Source organism: Amycolatopsis stemonae (assembly GCF_054781455.1).
In genome coordinates this window covers 368,435-393,784 of record NZ_BAAGUJ010000008.1, presented here as the reverse complement: position 1 = coordinate 393,784, position 25,350 = coordinate 368,435, and the positions used below count along the sequence as shown (strand labels likewise).

The window sequence follows — 25,350 nt, the reverse complement described above, 5'->3', positions numbered from 1 at the left end:
TCAACGCGAGCCCCACCACTCTCCACCCGGCCCGAAGGAGGTGAGGAACCCCGATGAGTAGTGGCGATAGTCCGCTCCCTAGTAGTCCCAGCGTTCCCACCTCACGGGTCGTCTCCAGGTAGGCCTTTTCTCTCCCCGGGAACGCTGGTGCCTCGCCGGGCGGACGCGGTCCGCCCCTGGTCAGTCGTCTCGCACGACGTCGCACGACGCCCAGGAGAACCCATGCCTGCCATTCCTTCGCTCGGCGGCCTGCGCGGCCGCGGCAACAAGGGCGCCGTTCCCGTGCGCCCGGTCCCGGTGCCGCTGTCCGCGTACGTCGTCGACTGCGCGGTGTACGTCGCCGGGGAGCGCCTGCCCGGCCGCTGGACGCACGTCGAAGCGATCAAAGAGGTCCGCAAGCGGCACGAGGGGTTCGTCTGGATCGGGTTGCACGAGCCGGACTCGCAGCAGATCCAGGGCATCGCGGAGACCTTCGGCCTGCACGAGCTGGCGGTCGAGGACGCGCTCGAAGCGCACCAGCGCCCGAAGCTGGAGCGGTACGACGACACGCTGTTCCTGGTGGTCAAGACCGTCCGGTACGTCGAACACGAGTCCCCCACCACGGCGAACGAGATCGTCGAAACCGGCGAGCTCATGGTGTTCCTCGGCCGGGACTTCGTGATCACCGTCCGCCACGGGAACCACTCCGGCCTGGCGCGGCTGCGCCGTGAGCTCGACGACGACCCCGAGCGGCTCAAGCTGGGGCCGTCCGCGGTCGTGCACGCGATCGCCGACCACGTCGTCGACCACTACCTCGACGTCACGGGCCGGATCGAGAACGACATCGACGTCATGGAGGCGCAGGTCTTCGCGCCCCGGTCGCTGGTCAGCGCCGAGCAGATCTACCTGATGAAGCGGGAAGTCCTCGAACTGCGCCGCGCGGTGATGCCGCTCGCCACGCCGGTCCAGCGGCTGGCCGAGGGCTACACGCGGCTGGTGCCGGACGAGGTCCGCTCGTACTTCCGCGACGTCGCCGACCACCTCACGACGGTGTCCGAGCGGGTGGCGGCGTTCGACGAGCTGCTGTCCACCCTGGTCGACGCGACCGTCGCGAAGATCTCCCTGCAGCAGAACACCGACATGCGCAAGATCACGTCGTGGGCGGCGATCATCACCATCCCGACGATGATCGCGGGCATCTACGGGATGAACTTCGACTACATGCCCGAGCTGCACTGGAAGTTCGGGTACCCGCTGGTGATCACGGTGATCCTCGCGATCTGCCTGCTGCTGTACCGAATATTCCGGAAGAACGGCTGGCTCTAGTCCCTCCTCTTCCCCCTCGGAGTGTTCGTCATGTCCCGGATGCTGTCCAACCTCAAGTTCTGGGCGCTCGCGCTCAGCGTGCTCTGGATCGTCGTCATCACTTCCGTCATCGTCGCCGACCCCGGGTTCGCGCACGGCATGAAGTAGTGCCGCGGCGTCGTACCCTGGGTGGGTGCCGAAAGCGCTGGTCGTCTCCGACGAGGTCGACGAGCGGCTGTGGACCAGCGCGGTCCGCGCCTGCTCGGTCGACCTCGTCATCGGCGCGGGCGACCTCCCCTACGACTACCTCGCGTTCCTGGCCGGCGCGCTCGACGTGCCGTGCGTGTTCGTGCCCGGCAACCACGACCCGGACCTGAGCGGCTACACGCGCTACGGCGGGCTGTCCATGAAGGACGGTTTCCCGACGGCGTGGCCGGGCCCGGCGGGCGGCATCAACGCCGACGGCCGGGTCGTCGACGTCGCCGGGATCCGGTTCGCCGGGCTCGGCGGCTCGATCCGCTACAACGACGGGCCGAACCAGTGGACGCAGCGCCAGCAGGCCCGCCGCGCCCGCGGTCTGGTGCGGCGCGCCCGGTGGCGCCGGCGTCGCGACGGCCGGGACGTCGACGTCCTGCTGACGCACTCGCCGCCGCTGGACCTGGGCGACCGGGCGGACCCGCCGCACCGCGGGTTCGCGTGCCTGCACCGCACGATCGACGTGCTGCGGCCGAAGTGGCTGCTGCACGGGCACATCCACCCCCACGGCGAGCCGGTCCCGGACCGGGTCGTCGGCGAAACCCGGATCCGCAACGTGGTGGGCCACCGGATCATGGAGTTCTCATGAAAGAGACGGGGTTCCCCCGCGCCGACGCGGAGAACGACTTCCTCCGCGCGCGCCGGGGCCAGGTGCTCTCGCGGCTTTCAACGTGGCTGCGGCGCGAGCCCGACGACGTCAACATCATGCTGCCGTTCCACGAGGTGGTGGAGGCGCTCGGCTACGCCGGCGAGACCCGGATCGGGCTGCGGGTGATCAAGCTGGACTCGATCGTCGGCACGGTCGACCGCAGCCGCGACTTCGACCGCCGCTTCCGCCCGACGTCCGGCCGCGTCCGCGAACGCTGGGAGCGCCTGGCCCTGGCGGCCCGCCGGGGCGAGGAGATCCCGCCGATCGAGGTGTACCGGGTGGGCGAGCTGCACTTCATCATCGACGGCCACCACCGGGTTTCGGTGGCGATCGCGCAGGGACTGTCCACAATAGAGGCGTACGTGACGGTCGTCCGGACCAAACTGGACCCGAGCGGCATCCGCCACCGCGGCGACCTGATCGTCAAGGACTACCGCCGCCTGTTCCTGGAGCGCGTGCCGCTGACGGGCCACGCCCGGGCGTCGGTGATCGTGTCGGACCCGTGGGACTACGCGAAGCTGGGCGAGCACGTGGAGGCGTGGGGCTTCCGCCTGATGCAGGACGAAGGCAAGTTCTGCGACCGGGTGAGCGTGGCCCAGCGGTGGTTCGACGAGGAGTTCGTCCCGGTGGTGGGCATGCTGCGGCAGGCGGACCTGATCGGCGACCGCACGGACGCGGAGGCGTACATGTGGGTGGCGGCGGAACGGTACCGCCTGATCCGGACCCACCGCTGGGACGACGAGGTCATCGAGACCCTGCGCTCCCGCCGGTCGTGAGGTGTTCAGGGCGGTTGGAACCGCCCTGAACACCTCACGACGAGCTGCGGCAGACCGCTCACATGTGGACGGCGCCGGGTGCGGCTTCGCCCTTCGGGACGCCCGGGCGCAGCAGCAGGCCGCTGATCAGCGCGCCGGCCGCGAAGATCACCGCGGCCCACGTGAACGCCGTGGTGTAGCTCTCGATCGCCGCCTCGGCCGCCAGTTGCGGGGTCGGGACCTTGCCCGCGAGGTACGACGTGGCCGCGTTGCCCGCCAGGGTCGACAGCAGCGCCGTGCCGATCGAGCCGCCCACCTGCTGCATCGTGTTGACCGCCGCCGACGCGACGCCCGCGTCGTGCGCCTCGACGCCGAACGTCGCGACGCTCATCGCCGGCGCCATCGCCAGGCCGATGCCGAAGCCCATCACCAGCAGCGGGCCGAGCACGCCCGACGCGTACGTGCTGTCGAGGCCGATGCCGCTCAGCCAGAACAGGCCGGCCGCCGCGATCGCCATGCCCGTCGGGACCAGCGGGCGCGGGCCGAAACGCGGCAGCAGCACGGCCGTCGCCGTCGTCGCCGCCAGCATCAGCGTCGCCACCATCGGCAGGAAGCCGACGCCGCTCTGGATCGGCGTGAACTTCAGGTTCTGCTGCACGTAGAACGTCAGGAACAGGAAGATCGCGAACATCCCGATCGCCAGCAGGAACATCGCCAGGTACGAGCCGCCGCGGTTGCGGTCGAGCAGCACGCGCAGCGGGAGCAGCGGGTGCGAGACGCGCTGCTGCAGCCACGCGAACACGCCCAGCAGCACGACGCCCGCCCCGAGGAAGCCCCACACCGAGACCGACGACCACGAGTCCGACTCCGCGTTCGCGAAGCCGTAGACCAGCGCGAACAGACCGGCCGACGCGGTGATCGTGCCCGGCAGGTCGAGCTTCGGGCGCGGCCCGGCGTCGCGCTGGTTGCGCAGCAGGACCGAGCTGCCGGCGAACGCGACGACCGCGAAGATGATGTTCACGAACATGCACCAGCGCCAGTCGAGGTACTCGGTGAGCACGCCGCCGAGCAGCAGCCCGACCGCCGCGCCGCCACCGCCGATGGCGCCGAACACGCCGAACGCGCGGCCGCGTTCCTTCGGGTCGGTGAACGTCGTGGTGAGCAGCGAAAGGGTGGCGGGCGCGAGCAGCGCGCCGAAGACACCCTGCGCCGCGCGGGCGATCAGCAGCATCTCGATGTTGGTCGCGAAGCCGCCGAGGGCGGACACCGCGGCGAAGCCGGCCAGGCCGACGAGCAGCGTGTTCTTGCGCCCGAACAGGTCGGCGAGACGGCCGCCGAGCAGCAACAGGCTGCCGAACGCCAGCGCGTACGCCGTGACGACCCATTGGCGCGCGTCGTTGGAGAAGCCCAGGTCGACCTGCGCGGACGGCAGCGCGATGTTCACGACGGTCGCGTCCAGCACGACCATCAGCTGCGCGATGCCGATCATCACCAGGATCAGCCATCTGCGGCTGTGGTGCGGGTTCTCGGCGGCGCGCACGTCCCCCGGCGGCGCGACCTCGAGGGTGGATTCGGACATGGGTGTCCCCTCACTGGGAGTGATCAAGACAGTATGTGGAGTAGGTATCTCCCCTTACGCGACCCAAGGTACACAAGAACCGGAGAAGGTGCCTCTACTTGACGCGTTAGACTGGACGGCATGGCACGGGACGCTGGTCCCGCCGCACCGGCGCGGCCGCTGCGGCGTGACGCTGAACTCAACCGCCGTCGCATCCTGGCGTCGGCCCGCGAGGTGTTCGGCCAGCGCGGGCTCGAGGCCACGCTGGACGACATCGCGCACCACGCCGGCCTCGGCGTCGGCACGGTCTACCGCCGGTTCCCCAGCAAGGAACACCTGGTCGAGGCCATGTTCGCCGAGCGGATGGAGGAGATCGGCGATCTCGCGTCGGAAGCGTTGAAGGCGGATGACGCGTGGCAGGCGTTCGTCGACTTCACGTGGAAAGCGGCCGAGATGCACTCCGCCGACCGCGGGCTGCGCGAGATCATGCTGTCCAACAAGTTCGGCCACGAGCACGTCGCCGAAGAGAAAGCCCGCATGGTGCCGTTGATCACACAGCTCATCGAGCGGGCGCAGGACGCCGGTGGGCTCCGGGCGGATTTCGCCCCGTCGGACATGGCGCTCGTGCACATGATGGTCGGCTCGGTCGTCGAGTTCACGTGCGCGGTCGACCCGGACCTGTGGCGCCGCAGCCTCGGCATGCTGCTCGACGGGCTCCGCGCCGAGCCCGGCAAGCCCTCGGAGCTGCCCCGCCCGCCGCTCGACGAGCAGGAGATCGACCGCGCGATGTCCTGCTGGCGTCCCTGACGTCAGCCGGCGCAGTTCGCCAGCGCCTGTGCGGCGTCGCGGCGGAACGCCTCGTCGGCGCGGAACAGGGCACACCCGTCCGACGCCGAGAAGCGCTCATCGCGGGCCAGGAGCTCACTCAGCACGGGCGCCACTTGCGCGGGCAACGGCCCCAACGTCGCCAGCGCACGCATCGCACGGGTCACGGGGAAGCCGATCCACTGCGCCTGGACGTCGTCCAGCTTCCGCAGCAGCACCGGCAGCACCTCCTCGACGTCGCCGGTGACCCGGCCCAGTGCGTGGGCCAGCGCCACCTCGACCCATTCCTCGTTCGGCCCGCACCGGCGCAGCGTGCTCTCGAGCGGGGCACCGATCGTTCCCAGTGACGCCGTCCAGCCGAGCGCCGAGGCCTCGCCGGCCTTGATGCCCTCCTCCAGCAGGTTCAGCGCCGCGGCCGGGTCGCCGCCGAGGCGCCCGACCGCCGTCGCCGCGGCGGCACGGACCTTCCACGGCCGCCGCCGGCCCTTCACCACTTTCCGGAGGGCCGGCAGTGCCGAGTCGCCGCCGATTTCGGCGAGCGTGTCGGCGCACCACCCGACCGTCAGCGGGTCGTCGGCGCCGAGCTGCCGCGCCACATGCCCGGTCGCCGGCGCTCCTGCCGGGCCCCAGGCCTGCAGGAGCCGGGTCAACGGCCAGATCGTGAACCGGTTGACGCTGCGGTCGAGCGTCTCGCCGATCCACGGCAGGAACTCGGGCGCGAACTCCGGGGCGTCCATCAGCGTCTCGTGGGCCCCCAGCGCGTCGAACCGGCTCCAGCGGCCCGGCACGCGGGGGATCCCGCCCCGCATGAACACGTCTTTCCGCGAGCCGAACCGGGCGAGCAGCGGCTCGACGCACCGGCGGTCCTTGAGGCGCAGCAACGCCCAGAGCGCGAAGTCACGGACTTCGTCCTGGTGTCCCGCGGCCGTCGTGTCGTCCGCGAGGGCGAAGAGCCGGTCGGCGTACTCAACCGACGCCGGGGCGACGCCGCCGAGCACCGCCGCCGCCGTGGCGCGCTCCGGCGAGTCCAGCATCGCGCCGAAGATCGGCAGCAGGCCCTCGACCGCCGACGGCCGGTCGGCCACCTCGCCCAGCGCGACGTCCACCGCTTGCGAGCGCCGTTCCGGGCGCGAGGACAGGGCGACCAGGAGCGCTTCCCGCGGCTTGGGCGCCAGCTGTCCGGCCGCCCAGTGGACCGGGACCGGCCGCTCGTAGGTGTGCATGCCCGCGAACGCCGTCATGTCCCGGCTCAGCAGATCGGCCAGGCGCGCGATCGGCGCTTCGCCGGTGATGCGGGCCGTCGTCGTGACGGCGACGGCCTGGATCGCGTCGGACTCGTCGCGCTCGGCCAGCCACGGCAGCACGTCCGCACCGCCCAGCTCGCCGATCGCGATCACGTACCCCAGCCGGACCGCCTCGGACTCCTCGCCGGGCCAGCGGTCGAGCAGCGCGCGCAGCACTTCGGGGTCCGGGTGCTCGCCCAGGACCAGCGCGGCGGCCCGCCGCACGTCGCGGACGGGGTCGCCGAGCAGCGCGACCAGCCGCGGCACGGCAGCCGCCCACGCACTCCCCCAGCGTTCGTCCGCCGCATCGCGCGCGCGGCGGGCGAGGTCGTACACGATCTGGAACACGTCGGCGCGGTGCCCGGCGTCCGGATCCTCGACGTAGCCCAGCAACCCGGGCAGTGCGTCGGCCGCGTCGGGGTTCCAGCCCGAGCGTGGCACGAGCGTGTCCGACAGCTGCTCGCAGGCCTCTTCGAACGAATCTCCGGAGAGGTCGCGCAGCATCGTGCTCCAGTGGTCCCCCCATGCCATCGGCGCAGCCTAACGATCTTCCCGTTGCGCGCCAACGGGTTTACTCGGAGGGGATCACCGCCCAGAGGATCAGGTAGGCCACGAACTGCGGGCCGGGGAGCAGGCAGGACAGCACGGCCAGCAGCCGTACGGTGTTCGGCTTCATGCCGAAGCGCCGCGCGAGGCCCGCGCAGACGCCGCCGATCATGCGGCCGTGGCGCGGACGGGACAGCGACCCCCTGGTGACCGGTGCGCTCATCGTCTTTTCCTTTCTTCGAAGATCCGATGTCCCCACTTCACCACCCGCGCACCCGCTTCCGCATCGCTCGCGGGAAGGATCGCTCCCTTAGGGGACGATAAAAGCGAATATCATTCAGAAGCTCAGCGGAAACTCAGGAAACCGGGGCGAAATCCGATGACCTGCAGGTCTGGCGGGCGCCCTGCCGAACACAATGAGAGATGTCCCCGTCAGGGCTGGTTTTCGGCCACGGAACGGTGATACTTGCACACCGTGTACCCCCGCCTGAAGTCCTTGGCTGTCGCGATCCTCTGCGCCCTCCTCGCCTCGTGCGCGACGCCCGAGGCCGCGCCCGACCAGACGGCGGCCGGGCCTTCCCCGCTGACCGCGTCCGCCGCCCTGGGGGACTTCGCGACCGTCGACTACTGCAGCCTGCTCGACGTGGCGGCGGTCGCGCCCGGTGCGAAGGCCGCGCCGACGTTCGAAAGCTGCCGCGCGGAGGCCGGCACGCGCACGATCGTGGTGGGGCCGCTGGCCTTCGACTCCGATCCGAACATCAAGCCCTACGCCTACCCCGGGCAGGTGCCGGACGGCGTCGCGATCCAGCAGTCGATGTTCAACGACCGCAGCGCGTGCACCCGGGCGATCACCTTCGCCGACGGCAACCGGCTCGACCTGACGGTCGCCGACGCCGGCAACGACCAGGCGGGCCGGTGCGGCGTCGCGGACGCGGCCGTCGGCTCGGTGCTGGGCGTGATCACCACGGGCAAGGTCGGCAGGCTGACCTTCCCGGAGCGGTCGTGGGGCCGCGTGGCGCCGTGCGCGATGCTGGACGACCACGGCCTCGACGACCCGGCGGGTCCCGGCAGCAAGCCGACGTCGGGGCTGTCCGGCCACAGCTGCATCCGCGGCAAGGTCAGCTTCAAGCTCACGGTGGAAACGACCGAAGGCGCGCAGCCGGCCGACCCGCCCGAGACGATCGGCGGCCGCCAGGCCCGCGTCCGGCTCTCGGGCGCGTTCTGCCTGGTCGACACGACGCAGCCGGCACCGGGCCTGCCGGGCCGCCGCGAACTGGCGGAGATCAGCGTGGTGGAGACGGCGGGAACCGCGGGCGACGCCACGTGCGCCCAGGCCCGCAAGGCCGCGGGCGCGATCCTTCCCCGGCTCCCGAACGCCTGAAAGCCGTGAAGGCCGCCTCGAGCTCGAGGCGGCCTTCACGGACTTGCGGTTCAGTCCTCGTAGGTGAGGTTCTTGCCGTTCGACGGGTCGAACAGCTTGATCTTGTCCGCGTCGTACCAGACCTCGAGGTCCGCGTTCTCCGCCGCCGACGACTCCGCCGACAGTCGGGCCACGATCTGGGACTCCGCGCCCGGGACGTCGGACGAGCCGCTGTCCGCGGCCAGCTCCGCCAGTTCCTCGGACGTCGCCGTTTCGCCCTCCAGCGTGAAGTGGGCGAACTTCTCCGAACCCATCGACTCCAGCACGTCGATGTGCGCGGTGAACGTGGCCCCGCCGGACTTCTGGCTCGCCTCGACGAGCGCCGCGTCCTCGAAGTGCTCCGGCCGGATGCCGACGATCAGCTCACGCGGCGCGTTCGCCTTCTCCACCAGCTGCCGGACGCGGTCCGTCAGCGGCGTCGTGCCCAGCGCGCTGCGCAGCTCGTTGTTCTCCAGCGTCGCCGGGACGAAGTTCATCGACGGCGAGCCGATGAACCCGGCCACGAACAGGTTCGCCGGGTTGTCGTAGAGGAACTGCGGCGAACCGATCTGCTGCACGTACCCGGCCCGCAGCACCACGACGCGGTCGCCCAGCGTCATGGCCTCGGTCTGGTCGTGCGTCACGTACAGCGTCGTGGTGCCGAGCTGCTTCTGGATCTTCGACACCGACGTCCGCATCTGGCCGCGGAGCTTGGCGTCCAGGTTGGACAGTGGTTCGTCCATCAGGAACGCCTTGGGGCTGCGGACGATCGCCCGGCCCATCGCGACGCGCTGGCGCTGACCACCGGAGAGGTTGGCCGGCTTGCGGTCCAGGTGCTGGGTCAGGTCGAGGATCGTCGCCGCCTCCTCCACCTTCGCCCGGACCGTCTTGTCGTCGACCTTCGCCAGCCGCAGCGGGAACGCCATGTTCTCCCGGACGCTCATGTGCGGGTAGAGGGCGTAGGACTGGAACACCATCGCGATGTCGCGGTCCTTCGGGGCCTTCTCGTTGACGCGCTTGCCGTCGATGCGCAGCTCGCCGGAGGAGATGTCCTCCAGGCCCGCCACCATGTTCAGCGTCGTCGACTTCCCGCAGCCGGACGGGCCGACCAGGATGATGAACTCGCCGTCGGCGATGGTGATGTCCACTTCGGACACCGCGAGCGCGCCGTCGGGGTACTTCTTCGACACCTTGTCGAGGACGATTTCAGCCATGACTACCCCTTCACCGCACCGGAGGTCAGCCCCGCCACGATGCGACGCTGGAAGAACAACACGAACACAATGATCGGGATGGTGATCACGACCGCGGCCGCGCTCACCTGCCCGGTCGGGTCCTCGAACTGCGAAGACCCGGTGAAGAACGACAGCGCGGCCGGCACCGTGCGCGACGCCGTGGTCGACGTCAGCGAGATGGCGAACAGGAAGTCGTTCCAGCAGAAGATGAACACCAGGATCGCGGTGGTGAACACGCCCGGCGCGGCCAGCGGCGCGATCACCTTCCGGAACGCCTGGGCCGGCGTCGCGCCGTCCATCTTCGCCGCCTTTTCCAGCTCCCACGGGATTTCCCGGAAGAACGCCGAGAGCGTGTAGATCGACAGCGGCAGGGCGAACGTGATGTAGGGCAGGATCAGGCCCGGCCAGGTGTCGAACAGCGCCAGGTTCCGCTCGATGTTGAACAGCGGGGTCACCAGCGACACCTGCGGGAACATCGCGATCAGCAGCGAGAGCCCGACCAGCAGCTGCTTGCCGGGGAACTCCAGCCGCGCGATCGCGTACGCGGCCATCGTGCCCAGCACCACCGCGATCACCGTCGAGATGATCGCGATGCCGATGGAGTTCACCAGCGCCAGCAGGAACTCCGACGTCTGGAAGATGTCCGCGTAGTTCTGCCAGGTCCACGACTGCGGGATGAAGTACCCGTCGGTCAGCGTGTCCTTGGTCTTGAACGACAGCGAAACGACCCAGAGCACCGGCACCAGCGCGAACACCAGCACGAGGATGTCGACCAGGCCCCACCTGACTTTGCGGCCCGTCGTGACGGTTCCCATCACCATCAGCGCTTACCCCCGTCGTCCGAACCCGGTGCGGCCGTGCCGAACACCTTGATGAAGATGAAGGCGATGATCGCCACCGTGATGAAGATCAGCACCGCCATCGTCGACCCGATCCCGAGGTTGAGCCCCTTGACCAGGTTGTCGTAGGTCTGCATGGACACCGAGCCGGTGTCCTGCGCGCCGCCGGTGAGCACGTAGATGTTGTCGAAGATCCGGAACGCGTCGAGCGTGCGGAACAGCAGTGCCACCAGGATCGCCGGCTTCATCACCGGGAGCATCACCTTCGTGAACCGCTGCCACGCGCTCGCGCCGTCCATCGCCGCCGCCTTGAGCAGGTCGTCCGGCACCAGCGCGAGGCCGGCCATCAGCAGCAGCGCCATGAACGGCGTGGTCTTCCACACCTCGGCGCCGATGATGATGAACATCGACGGCCACTGCTCGGTGAGCGGGGCGCCGTCCGCGGCCAGCCAGTTCGCCAGGTAACCGGTCTTCGGCGTCCACGCGTAGTACCACGAGAACGCCGCGACGACCGTGACGATGCCGTACGGGATCAGCGCGACCGTCCGGACCAGGCCGCGTCCGACGAGCGTCCGGTGCATGATCAGCGCCAGCGCCATGCCGAGCACGAACTCGATCGCCACCGACACGACGGTCAGGAACATGGTCGTGCCGAACGCCGTCCACCAGTACGAATTGGACAGCACGGCCCCGTAGTTGTCGAAGCCGATGAACTCCTTCTGCGCGGGGAACCGCAGGTCGTAACGCTGCAGCGACAGCCAGATCGAGTAGACGATCGGGTAGCCGGTGACCGCGATCATCACGATGAACGCGGGTGCGCACAGCCACAGCCCGAGCTTCCGCTCGGCCTTCTTCCCCTCGGAGAGGGCGGGCTTGCCCTTCTTGTGCGACACGGGTTCCGGTGCCGCGGTGGCGCCCGCCGTGGTCGGGTCCTGGACGGTCACGGGATCACTCCCTTCGACTGGAGCGCGTCGTTCAGCTGCTCGCGCAGCTTGTTCGCGGTGGCCTGCGGGTCGATGTCGGCCGGCGGCGAAAGGACCTTGGACATCACCGTCGACATGTTCTGGTAGGCGGGGGTCAGCGGCCGCACCGCGGAGTCCTTGATGGCGTCGATGATCGCGTCGCGCATCGGGTACTTGAGCGCCATGTTCGGGTTGTCGGCGCTCGCGGGCTTCGACGGGTCGAGCGGCGTGTCGTTGTGGTACACCGATTCGATGGTCGGCGGCACGCCGTCGTTGATCGCCGAGAACTTCTGGTTCTCCGCGTTCCGCAGGCACAGCGCCGCTTCGAACGCCTCGGGCTTGTGCTGCGACAGCGAGCTGACGCCGAGGTCGTAACCGCCGATCGTGGTCTTGGCCGGCGTGCCGGCCTGCGCCTCGGGGTAGACGGCCCACTTGAAGTGCGAGACGTCCTGCGGCTTTTCCTTGGCGTAGGAGGCGTAGACGAACGGCCAGTTGAGCTCGAACGCGGCGTCACCGCGCTGGAACGTCTGGCGGACGTCGTCCTCCTTCGAGTTGGTCAGCGACGGGTCGGTGATGCCCGACGACGCGATCTGCTTCAGCAGGGCGAGAGCCTTCACCGCGCCGTCGTCCAGCACGACGGACTTGCCGTCTTCGGACAGGATGTGCCCGCCCATCGACTGCACCAGCGTGTTGTAGAAGACGACCAGGCCTTCGTACTGCGCGCCCGTGAAGACGATGCTGTAGGGCTTGCCCTGCGCCTTGAGCTCCTTGGACTTGGCGATCATCTCGTCCCACGTCTTCGGCGGCGTGGGCGTGATCCGGTCGTCGTACCAGAGCAGCTGGACGTTGGTGTTCTTCGTGGCCGCGTAGAGCTTCCCGTCGTAGGTCGCCGTTTCCAGCGGCCCCTGCAGGACGCCCTCGGTCGCCGCGGCCTTGTTCTGGTCCTTCCACTCCTCGACCCAGCCGGCCTCGGCGAACTCCGAAACCCAGGTCACGTCGAGGCCCAGGACGTCCATCGCGGTGTCGCCCGCGGCGAGCCGCCTGGCCATCTGCAGGCGCTGGTCGTCCGCCCCGCGCTGCAGCTTGTTGTAGACGATTTCGTACTTCCCGTTCGCCGCCTTGTTGCAGTTGTCGACGACTTTCTGGAAGCTGTCTTCGGGCGCGTAGTAGACGTTGATCTTCAAGCCACCGCCCGAGCCGCAACCGGCGAGCATGCCGGTCACCAGAGCCCCTGCCCCCAGCAGGACCGCGGTGCGGCCGGGCGGGCGCCCCCGTTTGCCCGCGCCGATCCTCTTCCCCATAAGGCCTCCTCACCCGCGTGCACGCCGGATACCGTGGTGCTCGACGAGCACCACGACGCGATGAGGCGAACCGCGCCAGCACCCCGACGTGCTAGTGATCGGGCCGCCGCGCTGGTTGGGCGAGGCCGCCCGACTGGTGTCGGACAACTTATGCCGGGCGATCACACCCCGCAAGCAGTATCGGTAACGATTCAGCCCACTGCAGCTCGAACTGTGATTTTCCCCTGATAATGGTGCCTTTTTTCAGGTTGTGGCCGGCGGTGGTTTGAGAGCGAGCTTGGCGAGCAGCTCACGGGCCTGCTCGGCGGTGCGCGGCTGGCACAGGACGTCGTAGCGGCCGGCCACCAGCTGGCTCGCCGACGAGAAGTCCCGCCGCCCGCGCGACATGCTGTACCCGATGGCGGCGAACATCAGGCCGGACAGCACGCCCAGCACGAGACCGGTCAGCAACTGCAGCGCGAAGCCCTGGTTGACGAACAGCCCGAGCAGCAGCCCGGCGAACAAGCCGAACCAGGCGCCCGAGACGGCGCCGGTGCCGAGCACACGACCCCAGCTGAGCTTCCCGATGACGCGCTCGACCAGCATCAGGTCGACACCGACGATCGTCACGTCGCTGACGGAGAACTCGCTGTCCGCGAGGAAGTCGACGGCCTGCTGCGCCTCGCCGTAGGTCGCGTACGACCCGATCGGCCAGCCGGTCGGCGGGGTCGGCAGCCGCGGCAGGCCTTGGGGCGCCCGGCCGCCGCCGAAAGGACTACTCACCATCATCACCTGCGCACTCGTGGGTCTGGGCGTCCATCTTGTCAAGAACGCCCGGACCGTGCGAGCCGCTTACCCCGAAAGGCCGGGCACTTTTGTCGCCGTGTCGACATTTCCCGGAAATCAGGACCGCGTCTTGTACTCCCGCAGCAGGCCGCGGCTGATGATCGTCTTCTGGATCTCGCTCGTGCCCTCGCCGATCAGCAGGAACGGGGCCTCGCGCATCAGGCGCTCGATCTCGTACTCCTTGGAGTACCCGTAGCCGCCGTGGATGCGGAACGCGTCCTGCGTGACCTCGGCGCAGTACTCGGACGCGATCAGCTTCGCCATCCCGGCTTCGACGTCGTTGCGCTCGCCCGAGTCCTTGAGCCGCGCCGCGTTCACCATCATCAGGTGGGCCGCCTCGACCTTGGTCGCCATCTCGGCCAGCTTGAACGCGACGGCCTGGTGCTCGGCGATCGCCTTGCCGAACGTCTTGCGCTGCTGGGCGTACTCCACGGCCAGCTCGAACGCGCGGATCGCGATGCCGCAGGCCCGCGCCGCGACGTTCACGCGGCCGACCTCGACACCGTCCATCATGTACGCGAAGCCCTTGCCCGGTGCCTCGCCGAGCACCATGTCGGCGCCGATCTTGTAGCCGTCGAAGACCGCTTCGGTCGTGTCGACGCCCTTGTAGCCCATCTTGTCGATCTTGCCGGGGATGGTCAGGCCCGGCGCCACCTCGCCGAAGCCCTCCGGCTTCTCGACGAGGAACGTCGTCAGGTTCTGGTGCGCCTTCTCCGCGCCTTCGTCCGTCTTGACGAGCAGCGCGATCAGGTTCGACGAGCCGCCGTTCGTCAGCCACATCTTCGAGCCGTCGATGACGTAGCCGTCGTCGGTCTTCTTCGCCTTGGTCTTGATCGCGGCGACGTCCGAGCCGAGGTCCGGCTCCGACATCGAGAACGAGCCGCGCACCTCGCCGGTGGCCATCCGCGGCAGGAAGTGCTGCTTCTGCGCCTCGGTGCCGTGGCGGGAAATCATGTGCGCCACGATGAAGTGCGTGTTGATCACGCCGGACACGCTCATCCAGCCGCGCGCGATCTCTTCGACGACCAGCGCGTAGGTCAGCAGCGACTCGCCGAGCCCGCCGTACTCCTCCGGGATGGTGATCCCGAACAGGCCCATCTCCTTCATCCCCTCGACGATGTCCGCCGGGTAGGTGTCGGAGTGCTCGAGCTCCTGCGCGTGCGGGATGACCTCCTTGTCCACGAACGAGCGGACCGTGGACAGGATCTCCTGCTGCACGTCGGTCAGGCCGGCGGTCTGGGCGAGACGGGCCATCACGGCTCCCTTTCCGGTTGCGACGCCGGCTCCCGGCGCTGGGTTACCGGTGAGTATGACCCGAATCCCGAAACCCTGCTATGAGGGCGCTCACCCTCCGCTCCGTAGAGTGCGCCGCGGAGGGGGCGGACCATGGACCACCCGTACGACCCGGATGACCCTTACGGGCGCCCGGAGCCGGCCGCCGAGGTGCCGCGGCCGGGGCCGGGCCTGGCGCTCGGCGGGCTGGTCTGTTCGGTCGTCGGCAGCGTCCTGTGCCTGTTCGTGGTCGTCGCGGGGATCGTCATGGGCCACACCGCGTACGGCAGGGCCAAGCGCGGCGAGGCGACGGGCCGGGGCCTCGCGGTCGCGGCGTTCGTCGTGGGCTACGCCGGGCTCGTGGTGAACGCCGGGCTGGTCGCCCTGATCATCGCGAACGGCTGGGTGCCGACCCGCTAACGTGGGAGCCCTGCACGCACGAGGGGACCCGTCATGACCGACCCGTCCGGGGACAAGGACCGTCCGGCCGAGCCGTACGACCCGCCGCCCACCGCGGAACCGGCGCCGTACTCGCCGGAGAACTACGACCCGCCGGCCGCGGAGCCCGACGCCGCGATCGCCGACCCGCCCGCGCCGCACGCCGACGCGACCGCGCCGCACGCCGAGCAGCCGCCCGCGAGCCAACAGCCCGGCGCCTTCGAAACCCCGGCCGCCGAGCCCGCTGGCCCCGGCGCGTTCGAGACCCCGGCCACCGAACAGCCACCCGCGAGCCAACTGCCGCCCGGCGCGTTCGAGACCCCGGCCGCCCACATCCCCGGCACGCCGTACGTCGCGCCCGGCCAGCCGCAGGCGGCCTACGCCTACCAGCAGCCGTACCCGCCCGCGTATGGGCGGCCGTACGCGCCCCCGGCGCCCTACGGTGTGCCGCCCTACGGCGTGCCGCCGCAAAGGCAGGACAACGCGCTCGCGATCGGGGCGCTGGTCTGCTCGATCCTCGGCTTCTGCTCCGGCGTCACCGCGATCGCCGGGCTGGTCATGGGCCACATCGCGCTGAGCAAGACGAACCGCGGCGAGGCGGGCGGCCGCGGGCTGGCCACGGCCGCCGTGATCGTCGGCTACGTCGTCGTCGCGCTGTGGGCCGGGTTCTTCACCACCCTGATCATCCTGGGCGTCAACGGTCAGCTGAACTAGTCGGCGGGCAACACCGCGTCGCCGGGGCTGCGCGGGGACGGCGCCGCGTGGCCGTTCGCCTCCGGTTTCGCTTCCGGCGCCTCGGGTTCCGGCTCGAGCGTGAGCTCCGGTTCCGGGACGGCGGCCGGCGCCGCGGGCTTCGGCGTCTGCGCGTCGAGGAAGCGCAGCAGCTCCACCGGGAACGGCAGCACCAGCGTCGAGTTCTTCTCCGACGACACCTGCACGACGGTCTCCAGCAACCGCAGCTGCAACGCCGACGGGGTGTCGGCCATCCTCGCCGCGGCCTGCGCGAGCTTGTGCGACGCCTGCAGCTCACCGTCGGCGGAGATGACGCGCGCGCGCCGTTCCCGCTCCGCCTCGGCCTGTCGCGACATCGAGCGCTTCATCGCCTCCGGCAGCGCGACGTCCTTGATCTCGACGCGGTCGATGTGGATGCCCCAGTCCAGCGCCGGGCTGTCGATCATCAGCTCCAGGCCCTCGTTGAGGCGTTCGCGGTTGGAGAGCAGGTCGTCGAGGTCGCTCTTGCCGATGATCGAGCGCAGCGACGTCTGCGCGACCTGGCCGACGGCCGACCGGTAGTCCTGCACGTTGACCGCCGCGACGACCGGGTCGATCACCTTGAAGTAGACGACCGCGTCGACCCGGACGGTGACGTTGTCCCGGGTGATGCCGTCCTGGGCGGGCACCGGCATGGTCACGATCTGCATGTTGACCTTCTGCATCCGGTCCGCGAAGGGCATCAGCAGGATCAAGCCGGGTTCCGCGACCCGCGACCGCACCCGCCCGAAGCGGTACACCAGGCCGCGTTCGTACTGCTTCACCACGCGCACGCTGGCCGCGAGCCAGGCCCCGCCCGCGACGACGACGGCGCTGAGGATTTCCACCACCATGGCTGCTCCCGGGGTTGCGTTTCCCCTGAAATCCCAGCGTACGCCCGCTGGGGACCCGACGAAACGCACTGGACGCGACTGCCAGGCTGGGGTGGTGAACGATCTCCGCGTCCCGCCGCTGTTCGCCGCCCGGGCGCCCCGGGTGCTCGGCCCGGGCGCCGTCCCGTGGCTGGCCGCCCTGCCGGACCTCGCCGCCGGGTACGCGCGGAAGTGGGGCCTGACGTTCGAGGGCGAGGCCATGCACGGTTACGTCGGCGTGGTGCAGCCCGCGCGGCTGCCCGGCGGCACGCCCGTGGTGCTGAAACTGGGCTGGCGAGACGAAGAATCGGCCGACGAGCCGCTCGCACTGTCCACATGGGCCGGCCAGGGTGCGGTGCGGCTGCTGGAGTCCGCGCCGGACGACGGTGTCCTGCTGCTCGAACGGCTCGACGCCGGCCGCACGCTCGACGACCTCCCGCTGCGCTCGGCGATCCCGCTCATCGGCGGCTTGGCGCGGCGCTTGGCCGTTCCCGCTCCGGCGTCGATGCGGCGACGGCTGCGCGCCGAAGCCGCGGAGCTGGCCGAGGACCTCCCCCGCCGCTGGGCCGAGCTCGGCGAGCCGTTCGAAAAGCGGCTGGTCGACGACGCCGTCGCGATCTGCCGCGAGCTGGGGCCGGCGGCGGGCGAACTGCTGGTGAACGAGGACCTGCACTTCCAGAACGTCCTGGCGGGCACGCGCGAGCCGTGGCTGGTCATCGACCCGAAGCCGCTGGCCGGCGACCTCGAGTGGGGCGTGATCCCGTTGTTCTGGAACCGCTTCACCGAGTCCACACTGGACGATCGGTTCGCGATGATCGTCGCTTCGCAGGAGCTGGACGCCGAGCGCGCCCGCGGGTGGACGCTCGTCCGCGCGGTGCAGAACTGGCTGTGGATGATCGAAGAGTGGTCCGAAACGGGCGAAGACAGCGACGACCCGGCCTTCGTCACAGTGGCGGAAATCGCTCCGTGGGCAGCCAGCCGATAGTGTCAGCGGCATGGCCGCGGTCAACAGGGTTTTCGCAGCTCAGCTGTCCGGGTTGCCGGTATTCGGCCCGGACGGCGAATCCATCGGCCGGGTTCGCGACCTCGTCGCCGGGCTCCGGCTCGACGCCCAGCCGCCGCGGATCCTCGGCCTGGTCGTCGAGCTGGCCACGCGGCGGCGCGTCTTCGTGCCGATGCTGCGCGTCACCTCGATCGAGCCCAGCGCGGTGACGCTCGCCACCGGCTCGGTCAACATGCGCCAGTTCAACCAGCGCCCCAACGAGGTCCTGGTGCTCGGCCAGCTCCTCGACGCGCACGCGACGCTGGCCGGATCGGACACGCGGATCACCGTCGTCGACGCCGGGATGGAACCGACCCGCACCCGCGACTGGGTGCTGGCCAAGCTCGCCATCCGCGAGCGGCGGCTCGGGCTGACCCGCCGCCGCGCGACCATGCAGGTGCTGCCCTGGTCGGAGGTGGCCGGGCTCGGCCTCAACGACCTCGGCGCACAGCCCCAGGGCGCCGGGCAGCTGCTCATGCTGTTCGACACCATGCGCCCGGCCGACATCGCCGCGACCGTGCGCGACCTCCCGCTCAAGCGCCGCCACGAGGTCGCCGACGCGATGGACGACGAACGCCTCGCGGACGTCATCGAGGAGCTGCCGGACGACGACCAGAAGGAGCTGCTGGCCTACCTGGCCGAGGAGCGCGCCGCCGACGTCCTCGAGGCGATGAACCCCGACGACGCCGCCGACCTGCTGGCCGAGCTGGCCCCGGCCGAGCAGAACCGGTTGCTGGAGCTGATGGAGCCGGAGGAGTCCGCGCCGGTCAAGCGGCTGCTGGAGTACTCGTCCGACACCGCGGGCGGCCTGATGACGCCGGAGCCGGTGGTGCTGACGCCGGACACGACGATCGCCGAGGCGCTGGCCCACATCCGCAACGCCGAGCTGCCGCCCGCGCTGGCCAGCATGGTGTTCGTCTGCCGCCCGCCGACCGCGACGCCGACCGGGCGCTACGTCGGCGTCGTCCACTTCCAGCGGCTGCTGCGGGAACCCCCCGCCGAGCTCGTGGCCAGCGCGGTGGACACCGGGCTCCCGCCGCTGACGCCGGGCGCGTCGCTCGCCGAGGTCACGCGGTACTTCGCGGCCTACAACCTGACCTGCGGCCCGGTCGTCGACACCGAGGACCACCTGATCGGCGCGGTGACCGTCGACGACGTCCTCGACCACCTGCTGCCGGAGGACTGGCGCGAAACCGGCCTGCACGACACCTTGGAGGAAGACCGTGCCTGAGCTGACCTCGGGACGGCGGCTCGACCAGCCGCGCAGCCAGAACCGGTTCAGGCTGAACATCGATCCGGACTCGTTCGGCCGGTTCACCGAGCGCATCGCGCGGTTCCTCGGCACCGGGAAGTACCTGTTCTGGCAGACGCTGATCGTCATCGTCTGGATCGTGCTGAACCTGGCCGCGGTGTCGCTGCAGTGGGACCCGTACCCGTTCATCCTGCTCAACCTGGCCTTTTCGACGCAGGCGGCGTACGCGGCCCCGCTGATCCTGCTCGCGCAGAACCGGCAGGACGACCGCGACCGCGTCTCGCTGGAGGAGGACCGCACCCGCGCCACCCAGACGAAGGCCGACACGGAGTACCTGGCCCGGGAGCTGGCGGCGCTGCGGCTGGCGATCGGCGAGGTGGCCACCCGGGACTACCTGCGCAGCGAGCTGGACCGGCTCCGGGACGACCTGGACGTCAAGCCCAGGAAGTCCCGCACCCCTACCGGTACGTAACATGGACGGGGTGACCAGTACGCAGCAGCTCCCCAGCGTCGACGACGTCCGCAGCGCGCTGAAGAGCGTGCAAGACCCCGAGATCCGGAAACCCATCACGGACCTGGGGATGGTCAAGGACGTGGCCGTCGGCGAAGACGGCGTCGTCACCGTCGGGATCTACCTCACGGTGGCCGGCTGCCCCCTGAGGGCGACGCTGACCAACGACACCAAGGAAGCCGTCTCGAAGCTCCCCGGCGTGGCCGACGTCAAGGTCGAGCTGGACGTCATGAGTGACGAGCAGCGCACCGAGCTGCGCAAGTCCCTGCGCGGCGACCAGGCGGAGCCGGTGATCCCGTTCGCCCAGCCGGGCTCGATGACGCGGGTGTACTGCGTCGCGTCGGGCAAGGGCGGCGTCGGCAAGTCGTCGGTCACGGTGAACCTGGCCGCGGCGATGGCCCAGCGCGGGCTCTCGGTCGGCGTCGTGGACGCGGACATCTACGGCCACTCGATCCCGCGCATGCTGGGCGCGCGCGAGAAGCCGACCAAGGTCGACACGATGATCATGCCGCCGCAGGCCCACGGCGTGAAGGTGATCTCGATCGGCATGTTCACCCCGGGCAACACCCCGGTGGTCTGGCGCGGCCCGATGCTGCACCGCGCGCTGCAGCAGTTCCTCGCGGACGTCTTCTGGGGCGACCTGGACATCCTGCTGCTGGACCTGCCGCCGGGCACCGGCGACATCGCGATCTCGGTGGCCCAGCTGATCCCGAACGCGGAGATCCTGGTGGTCACGACCCCGCAGCAGGCGGCGGCCGAGGTGGCCGAGCGGGCGGGGGCGATCGCGCTGCAGACGCGTCAGCGCGTGGCGGGCGTCATCGAGAACATGTCGTGGCTGGAGCAGCCGGACGGCACCCGCCTGGAGATCTTCGGCGCGGGCGGCGGCGAGACGGTGGCTTCGTCGCTGTCGAAGTCGATCGGCTCCGAGGTGCCGCTGCTGGGCCAGGTCCCGATGGACCCGCGCGTCGTTTCCCAGGGCGACGCGGGCACCCCGATCGTGCTGTCGGATCCGGAAGCCCCGGCTTCGCAGGTGCTCGCGGAGGCGGCGAAGAAGCTCTCGGTCCGCGCGCGCGGGCTGGCGGGCATGATGCTGAACGTGACCCCCGCGGGCCGCTGACCGCGGTCCGGAACGGCGAAGGCCACCCCGCGGGGTGGCCTTCGGTGTCTCAGGTGGCGTCCGGGTCGATGGGCGGACGCTCGCCCGGCTTGAGGGGCTCCGGGGCCGGCTGCGTCTGGCCGACCGTGTAGCCGTTCGAGCCGTTGGTCCCGTTCGTGCCGGTGCCGCCGTTGAGGTTCGGGCTGCCGTTCGTGATGCCCTTCAGGCCGAGCGGGTCCGCGTCGCCGTCGAACAGGTGCTGCGTCACGACCCGCTTCGGGTCGAAGTTGCGCAGCCCGCGCAGGTCCTCCAGGGGCTTGCGGAGCTGGTCGAACTCCGGGCCCATCTCTTCGCGGAGCTGCTCGCGCGCGCCGTTCGCGAAGTCGCGGACCTTCTTCACGCTCTTCGCCATCCAGGAGGCCGCTTCGGGAAGCCGTTCCGGGCCGAGGATGAAGAGACCGGCGATGATGAGGACGAGGATTTCCCCCCATCCGACACTGTCGAACACCCGTCTACCTCCGCTCGGAACCTGCCCGCCCAGGGTACCCGTCCGCGCCCGCGCTCCGGCAGGCCGAACAGGGAACTCAGTCGGAAGCCAGGGTTACGTCGACGACGAAGCTGGCGCCGTCGCGGACCAGCTGCACCGGGACGACTTCGCCGACGTCGTGGGACCGGACCGCAACCGTCATCTCGGCGGAGTCGCGCACCAGGCGGCCGCCGATCTTCGTGATCACGTCGCCCTCCTTGATGCCCGCGTTCGCGGCCGGCCCGCCCGGCGCCACGTTCTTCACCTGGGCGCCCATGGTGGACGAGCCGGCGACCGTCGACGACGCGTTGATGCCGATGTCGGCGTGCTGGACCTTGCCGTCCTTGATCAGCGCCTTCGCGATCTTCACGGCGTAGTCGCTGGGGATCGCGAAGCCGATGCCGATGCTGCCGCCGTCCGCGCCGGACGAGCGGATCGACGAGTTGATCCCGACCAGCGCGCCGGTCGAGTCGACGAGCGCGCCGCCCGAGTTGCCGTGGTTGATCGCGGCGTCGGTCTGGATGGCCTCGTAGGTGACCGGCGGGGCGCCGTTGTCGCCGCCGGCGGTGATCGGGCGGTTCAGCGCGCTCACGATCCCCGCCGTCACCGAGTTCTGGAGCGCGAGCGGCGAGCCGATCGCCATCACGGTGTCGCCGACCTGCAGGTCCGACGACTTGCCGACCTGCAGCACGGTCGGGTTGGTGACGTTGACCTTCACCACGGCGAGGTCGGTCTTCTGGTCGGCGCCGACGAGCTTGGCCTCGGTGCGGGTGCCGTCGATGAAGATCGCGGTGACCTTGACGCCCGGGTCGGCGCTCGCCGAGGAGATCACGTGCTCGTTGGTGAGGATGTAGCCCTGCGGGTCGATCATCACGCCGGAGCCCTGCTCGCCGGATTCGGCGCCGGGCTTGAAGACTTCGAGCGAGACGACGGCCGGCGCGACGCGCTTGGCGATGTCGGCGACCGAGCCGGCGGGACGCTCCTTCGCCGCCTCGGCTTCGGAGATCGTGGCCGAGCCGGTGAGCTCGCTGCCGGTGTCGGCGACCCACCAGCCGACGAGCCCGCCGGCCGCGCCGATGAGCAGCGCGACGACACCGAGCAGGGCGAGCGCCTTCGGCTTGACGCGCCGCCCGAACAGCACCTCGGGCAGGCTGAGCAGCGCACCGGGGGACCGGGCGGCGGGCTTTTCCTCGTCTTCGGCGGGCACGGCGGGTCCGGCGAGGACCGCGCCGGCGCCGGGATCGCGCCAGGGGTCGGCCGTGCTGTTCCAGAGCGGCGGATCCTGCGGGGCGGACTCCCCCGTGGCCTCGCGGGGGCGTTCGAGCAAGACGTCTTCGGCGCCGGGCGGCCGCCGGAAGGCTTCGGCGAGCGACTCGGGCGCGGGGGGCGCGAGGCTGACGCCGTTGGCCTTCTGCGGGGTGTAGAGCTGGTCGAACGCCCCGTCGACGCCGTGCGGCCGCCCGAAGACGGCGGCCTGGGCCGGATCGACGGCGGGCCGCGCGAGCGGCCGCGGACCCAGCCGGTCGGCGTCACGCGCGCCGGGCTGCTCGGGATTCACGTTCGGCTCGGTCATCATTCCCCGGTGCAGAAGATCAGGTGGCTGGGCGTGACGATACCCAAGCCCAGTGCTTCGAGTCTGCCGGTCCGCCGGTGAAGTGGCTGTTGCGAGGCCGAAGGCCGCCACGGGGAATCCCCCATGACGGCCTTCGCGGGAAAAGACTTCAGCGCATGCCCACCGGTACCGCGGCGGGTGCCGGGCGCACGGTGGTGGTCGACGTCGGGACCGGGGCGGCCTGCTGGGGCACCGCCATCTGGGCCGGCAGCAGGTTCGCCTGCTGCGGTGCGCCGCCGCCCGTCTCCGGCGAGCCGTCACCGCTGTCCGCGGACGTCCCGACCAGGGCCAGGGCGCTCAGCACCAACCCGGAGACCACGACCCCGGCACCTTGGGCGGCACGGCGCTTGAAGCCGCCGCCGAGGACGTTCGGCGACTGGCCCAGCGGGGCCGACGAACCCAACGGCGCCACACCACCCAGGACGCCCGTGTCACGCAGGCCCGCGACCCGGTCGGGGCGCTGGACCGCGACCAGCTGGCCGTCGGCCGTTATGGCCAGGTTGTCCGGCGTGGTCGGCAGCTCCGTGTGCTGCGGAATGGACTGGAGGCTCGCCAGGAACCCCGCCGACATCGACGGCGCGCCCGCCCGGCGGATGGCCTCCACGGTCTGCCGCTGCGCACGCACCTCGGCGGCGCACGCGGCGCAACGCGTGATGTGGGACGCCGCGCGCTCGCGGGCGCCGTGCGTCAGTTCCCCGTCGACGAACGCCACCACGGCGTCCGGCAGCAGGTGCGACTCGGGGAGTGCCCAGCCTCGCGGTGCGGTCATACCGACACCTTCGCAGACTCCGGTGCGTGAGCGCGCCGACGCTCGAGCGAGGCCCGCAGCGCCTGGCGCCCGCGGTGGATGCGGCTGCGGACGGTGCCCAGCTTGACCCCCAGCGTCGCGCCGATCTCCTCGTACGACAGCCCTTCGACGTCGCACAGCACCACGGCCGCGCGGAACTCCGGCGGCAGCTCGTCGAGCGCGGCCTGCAGGTCCGGGTCCAGGTGGGTGTCCGAGTAGACCTGCTCGGGGCTCGGGTCGTCGCCCACGATGCGGTCGGTGTCCTCCGGCAGGCCTTCCATCCGCACGCGCGAGCGGCGGCGGGCCATGTCGAGGAAGAGGTTGGTGGTGATCCGGTGCAGCCAGCCTTCGAACGTGCCCGGCTTGTACGACGCCAGCGAGCGGAAGACCCGGATGAAGGTCTCCTGCGTCAGGTCCTCGGCGTCGTGGGTGTTGCCGGTGAGGCGGTAGGCGAGCCGGTAGACGCGGTCGCCGTGCTCGCGCACGACCTCGTCCCAGGACGGGGGCGTCCAAGCCGCCTCGTCGAGGGACACGGGCTGAGCCGCGACGGCGTCGTCGGCAACGGCGTTCTGCATCGCGGGAGCAGGCACCTCCATCTGTGTTTCTCCTGTCTGCTCCACCCAACGCGGGTCGTCGGCACGGTGTTCCCGTGTTCCCCATGAAGTCTGGCTCGACTCCTTATGGTTCTAGTGAGACTGGACTGAGAGCTGCCTGAGAACTTCTTCCCGGGTGCTTACCAGGGAGCCTGCGCGGATTTATCGACAACCAACGCTAACCTCCGTGCGTGAACACGCCCACCCCTGCGGCCGCGCCGGCCGATTCCGGGTTCGTCGACGGGTACCTGCCCGACGACGAGGTGCTGTCGTCGGCCCGGGCGCGGGCCGAGGACCTGGGCTGCACCTCCCTCAGTGCGGGGGCGGGGGCGACGTTGCGCTTCCTGGCCGCGACGTTGCGCGCGAAGGCCGTGGTCGAGGTGGGCACGGGCGCCGGGGTGAGCGGGCTCAGCCTGCTGCGCGGCATGTCCCCCGACGGCATCCTGACCTCGATCGACGTCGAGCCGGAGTACCAGCGGGCGGCACGGCTGACGTTCCGCGAGGCCGGGTACGCGCCGGGCCGCACGCGCCTGATCGTCGGGCGCGCGCTGGACGTGCTGCAGCGGCTCACGCCGGGTGGCTACGACCTGGTGTTCGTCGACTCGGCGCACATCGAGTACCCGGGGTGCTACGAGCTGGGCGTGTCCCTGCTGCGGCGCGGCGGGATCATCGCGTTCCACAACGTCCTGGCCGGCGGCCGGGTGATCGACCCGGCGCGCCGGGACCCGGAGACGCTGGCGCTGCGCGAGGTGGCCCGGGCGTTCCGCGAGGACGAACGCCTGGTCCCGGCCCTGCTCCCGGTGGGCGGCGGCCTGCTGGTCGCCGCGGCGACCTGAGTCAGCCCGCGTCAACCAGCTCCCGGCGTTCGGCTCGCACCCGCGCT

The 25,350-nt window shown here is 70.5% G+C and carries 26 protein-coding genes; 12 read left to right on the top strand and 14 right to left on the bottom strand.

Annotation, left to right across the window (positions count from 1 at the left end):
- Positions 1 to 222 precede the first annotated feature (222 nt).
- The 3 genes from corA to ACYVLJ_RS29480 all read left to right on the top strand — a co-directional run bounded on the left by corA (position 223) and on the right by ACYVLJ_RS29480 (position 2,964).
- Positions 223 to 1,305, top strand: coding sequence for a magnesium/cobalt transporter CorA (corA, locus tag ACYVLJ_RS29490; RefSeq protein WP_451987057.1), 1,083 nt, complete (start codon positions 223 to 225; stop codon positions 1,303 to 1,305).
- A 172-nt stretch (positions 1,306 to 1,477) separates the two neighbouring features.
- Positions 1,478 to 2,128, top strand: coding sequence for a metallophosphoesterase family protein (locus tag ACYVLJ_RS29485; RefSeq protein ID WP_451987055.1), 651 nt, complete (start codon positions 1,478 to 1,480; stop codon positions 2,126 to 2,128).
- Positions 2,125 to 2,964: a chromosome partitioning protein ParB gene (locus ACYVLJ_RS29480; RefSeq protein ID WP_451987053.1), complete on the top strand. Its 840-nt coding sequence runs from the start codon at positions 2,125 to 2,127 to the stop codon at positions 2,962 to 2,964. The genes ACYVLJ_RS29485 and ACYVLJ_RS29480 overlap by 4 nt, the downstream gene beginning before the upstream one ends.
- 58 nt (positions 2,965 to 3,022) lie before the next feature.
- Here ACYVLJ_RS29480 and ACYVLJ_RS29475 read toward each other — a convergent pair whose 3' ends face one another.
- Entirely contained in the window at positions 3,023 to 4,522 is a 1,500-nt protein-coding gene (locus ACYVLJ_RS29475; RefSeq protein WP_451987051.1) for an MFS transporter, read from the bottom strand.
- A 120-nt stretch (positions 4,523 to 4,642) separates the two neighbouring features.
- Here ACYVLJ_RS29475 and ACYVLJ_RS29470 point away from each other — a divergent pair, with 120 nt between their 5' ends.
- Complete coding sequence (locus tag ACYVLJ_RS29470) at positions 4,643 to 5,308, top strand: TetR/AcrR family transcriptional regulator (RefSeq protein WP_460441110.1); 666 nt, start codon at positions 4,643 to 4,645, stop codon at positions 5,306 to 5,308.
- Positions 5,309 to 5,310: 2 nt separating this feature from the next.
- Here ACYVLJ_RS29470 and ACYVLJ_RS29465 read toward each other — a convergent pair whose 3' ends face one another.
- Positions 5,311 to 7,140, bottom strand: coding sequence for a HEAT repeat domain-containing protein (locus ACYVLJ_RS29465; protein WP_460441109.1), 1,830 nt, complete (start codon positions 7,138 to 7,140; stop codon positions 5,311 to 5,313).
- Positions 7,141 to 7,180: 40 nt separating this feature from the next.
- Positions 7,181 to 7,378 carry a PspC domain-containing protein gene (locus ACYVLJ_RS29460; protein WP_451987046.1) on the bottom strand — a complete coding sequence of 66 codons (198 nt, stop codon included), beginning with the start codon at positions 7,376 to 7,378 and terminating at the stop codon, positions 7,181 to 7,183.
- A gap of 252 nt (positions 7,379 to 7,630) precedes the next feature.
- Here ACYVLJ_RS29460 and ACYVLJ_RS29455 point away from each other — a divergent pair, with 252 nt between their 5' ends.
- Positions 7,631 to 8,536 carry a hypothetical protein gene (locus tag ACYVLJ_RS29455; protein WP_460441108.1) on the top strand — a complete coding sequence of 302 codons (906 nt, stop codon included), beginning with the start codon at positions 7,631 to 7,633 and terminating at the stop codon, positions 8,534 to 8,536.
- A gap of 50 nt (positions 8,537 to 8,586) precedes the next feature.
- Here the strand turns inward: ACYVLJ_RS29455 and ACYVLJ_RS29450 are convergent, their stop codons facing one another.
- The 6 genes from ACYVLJ_RS29450 to ACYVLJ_RS29425 form a co-directional block, all read right to left on the bottom strand.
- On the bottom strand, positions 8,587 to 9,768 hold the full coding sequence (locus tag ACYVLJ_RS29450) for an ABC transporter ATP-binding protein (RefSeq protein WP_460441107.1): 1,182 nt from the start codon (positions 9,766 to 9,768) through the stop codon (positions 8,587 to 8,589).
- Between the two features lie 2 nt (positions 9,769 to 9,770).
- Entirely contained in the window at positions 9,771 to 10,610 is an 840-nt protein-coding gene (locus tag ACYVLJ_RS29445; RefSeq protein ID WP_323334521.1) for a carbohydrate ABC transporter permease, read from the bottom strand.
- Positions 10,610 to 11,572: a carbohydrate ABC transporter permease gene (locus ACYVLJ_RS29440; protein ID WP_451977157.1), complete on the bottom strand. Its 963-nt coding sequence runs from the start codon at positions 11,570 to 11,572 to the stop codon at positions 10,610 to 10,612. Before ACYVLJ_RS29440 ends, ACYVLJ_RS29445 begins: the two co-directional genes overlap by 1 nt.
- The gene (locus ACYVLJ_RS29435; RefSeq protein ID WP_451977160.1) at positions 11,569 to 12,891 is read right to left on the bottom strand and encodes an ABC transporter substrate-binding protein; all 1,323 of its coding nucleotides are present in this window, start codon (positions 12,889 to 12,891) and stop codon (positions 11,569 to 11,571) included. Before ACYVLJ_RS29435 ends, ACYVLJ_RS29440 begins: the two co-directional genes overlap by 4 nt.
- A 243-nt stretch (positions 12,892 to 13,134) precedes the next feature.
- Entirely contained in the window at positions 13,135 to 13,659 is a 525-nt protein-coding gene (locus ACYVLJ_RS29430) for a YflT domain-containing protein (protein WP_451978140.1), read from the bottom strand.
- Positions 13,660 to 13,773: 114 nt separating this feature from the next.
- A complete protein-coding gene (locus ACYVLJ_RS29425; RefSeq protein WP_451977163.1) occupies positions 13,774 to 14,970 on the bottom strand; it encodes an acyl-CoA dehydrogenase family protein in 1,197 nt (398 codons plus the stop codon).
- A 132-nt stretch (positions 14,971 to 15,102) separates the two neighbouring features.
- Between ACYVLJ_RS29425 and ACYVLJ_RS29420 the strand changes: the two genes are divergently transcribed.
- Positions 15,103 to 15,408 carry a DUF4190 domain-containing protein gene (locus ACYVLJ_RS29420; RefSeq protein WP_460441106.1) on the top strand — a complete coding sequence of 102 codons (306 nt, stop codon included), beginning with the start codon at positions 15,103 to 15,105 and terminating at the stop codon, positions 15,406 to 15,408.
- 33 nt (positions 15,409 to 15,441) lie between these two features.
- Entirely contained in the window at positions 15,442 to 16,140 is a 699-nt protein-coding gene (locus tag ACYVLJ_RS29415) for a DUF4190 domain-containing protein (RefSeq protein ID WP_460441105.1), read from the top strand.
- Here the strand turns inward: ACYVLJ_RS29415 and ACYVLJ_RS29410 are convergent.
- A complete protein-coding gene (locus tag ACYVLJ_RS29410) occupies positions 16,137 to 17,030 on the bottom strand; it encodes a slipin family protein (protein ID WP_460441104.1) in 894 nt (297 codons plus the stop codon). The two genes, ACYVLJ_RS29415 and ACYVLJ_RS29410, sit on opposite strands and share 4 nt — an antisense overlap.
- Positions 17,031 to 17,121: 91 nt before the next feature.
- Here ACYVLJ_RS29410 and ACYVLJ_RS29405 point away from each other — a divergent pair, with 91 nt between their 5' ends.
- The 4 genes from ACYVLJ_RS29405 to ACYVLJ_RS29390 are packed head-to-tail and all read left to right on the top strand — an operon-like array spanning position 17,122 to position 20,970.
- Entirely contained in the window at positions 17,122 to 18,033 is a 912-nt protein-coding gene (locus ACYVLJ_RS29405; RefSeq protein ID WP_460441103.1) for an aminoglycoside phosphotransferase family protein, read from the top strand.
- A 10-nt stretch (positions 18,034 to 18,043) separates the two neighbouring features.
- Positions 18,044 to 19,321 carry a magnesium transporter MgtE N-terminal domain-containing protein gene (locus tag ACYVLJ_RS29400; RefSeq protein ID WP_451977178.1) on the top strand — a complete coding sequence of 426 codons (1,278 nt, stop codon included), beginning with the start codon at positions 18,044 to 18,046 and terminating at the stop codon, positions 19,319 to 19,321.
- A complete protein-coding gene (locus tag ACYVLJ_RS29395) occupies positions 19,314 to 19,814 on the top strand; it encodes a DUF1003 domain-containing protein (RefSeq protein WP_460441102.1) in 501 nt (166 codons plus the stop codon). Before ACYVLJ_RS29400 ends, ACYVLJ_RS29395 begins: the two co-directional genes overlap by 8 nt.
- Positions 19,815 to 19,824: 10 nt before the next feature.
- A complete protein-coding gene (locus ACYVLJ_RS29390) occupies positions 19,825 to 20,970 on the top strand; it encodes an Mrp/NBP35 family ATP-binding protein (protein WP_460441101.1) in 1,146 nt (381 codons plus the stop codon).
- Between the two features lie 49 nt (positions 20,971 to 21,019).
- Here the strand turns inward: ACYVLJ_RS29390 and tatB are convergent, their stop codons facing one another.
- The 4 genes from tatB to sigE form a co-directional block, all read right to left on the bottom strand.
- Positions 21,020 to 21,457 carry a Sec-independent protein translocase family protein gene (gene tatB / locus ACYVLJ_RS29385; protein ID WP_460441100.1) on the bottom strand — a complete coding sequence of 146 codons (438 nt, stop codon included), beginning with the start codon at positions 21,455 to 21,457 and terminating at the stop codon, positions 21,020 to 21,022.
- A gap of 76 nt (positions 21,458 to 21,533) precedes the next feature.
- Positions 21,534 to 23,051: a S1C family serine protease gene (locus ACYVLJ_RS29380; protein ID WP_460441099.1), complete on the bottom strand. Its 1,518-nt coding sequence runs from the start codon at positions 23,049 to 23,051 to the stop codon at positions 21,534 to 21,536.
- Between the two features lie 145 nt (positions 23,052 to 23,196).
- Positions 23,197 to 23,856: an anti-sigma factor family protein gene (locus ACYVLJ_RS29375; protein WP_460441098.1), complete on the bottom strand. Its 660-nt coding sequence runs from the start codon at positions 23,854 to 23,856 to the stop codon at positions 23,197 to 23,199.
- Positions 23,853 to 24,470 (bottom strand): RNA polymerase sigma factor SigE, encoded by a 618-nt coding sequence (sigE, locus tag ACYVLJ_RS29370; protein ID WP_460441097.1) that lies wholly within the window; start codon positions 24,468 to 24,470, stop codon positions 23,853 to 23,855. The genes ACYVLJ_RS29375 and sigE overlap by 4 nt, the downstream gene beginning before the upstream one ends.
- 188 nt (positions 24,471 to 24,658) lie before the next feature.
- Between sigE and ACYVLJ_RS29365 the strand changes: the two genes are divergently transcribed.
- On the top strand, positions 24,659 to 25,303 hold the full coding sequence (locus ACYVLJ_RS29365) for an O-methyltransferase (protein WP_460441096.1): 645 nt from the start codon (positions 24,659 to 24,661) through the stop codon (positions 25,301 to 25,303).
- Positions 25,304 to 25,350 lie beyond the last annotated feature (47 nt).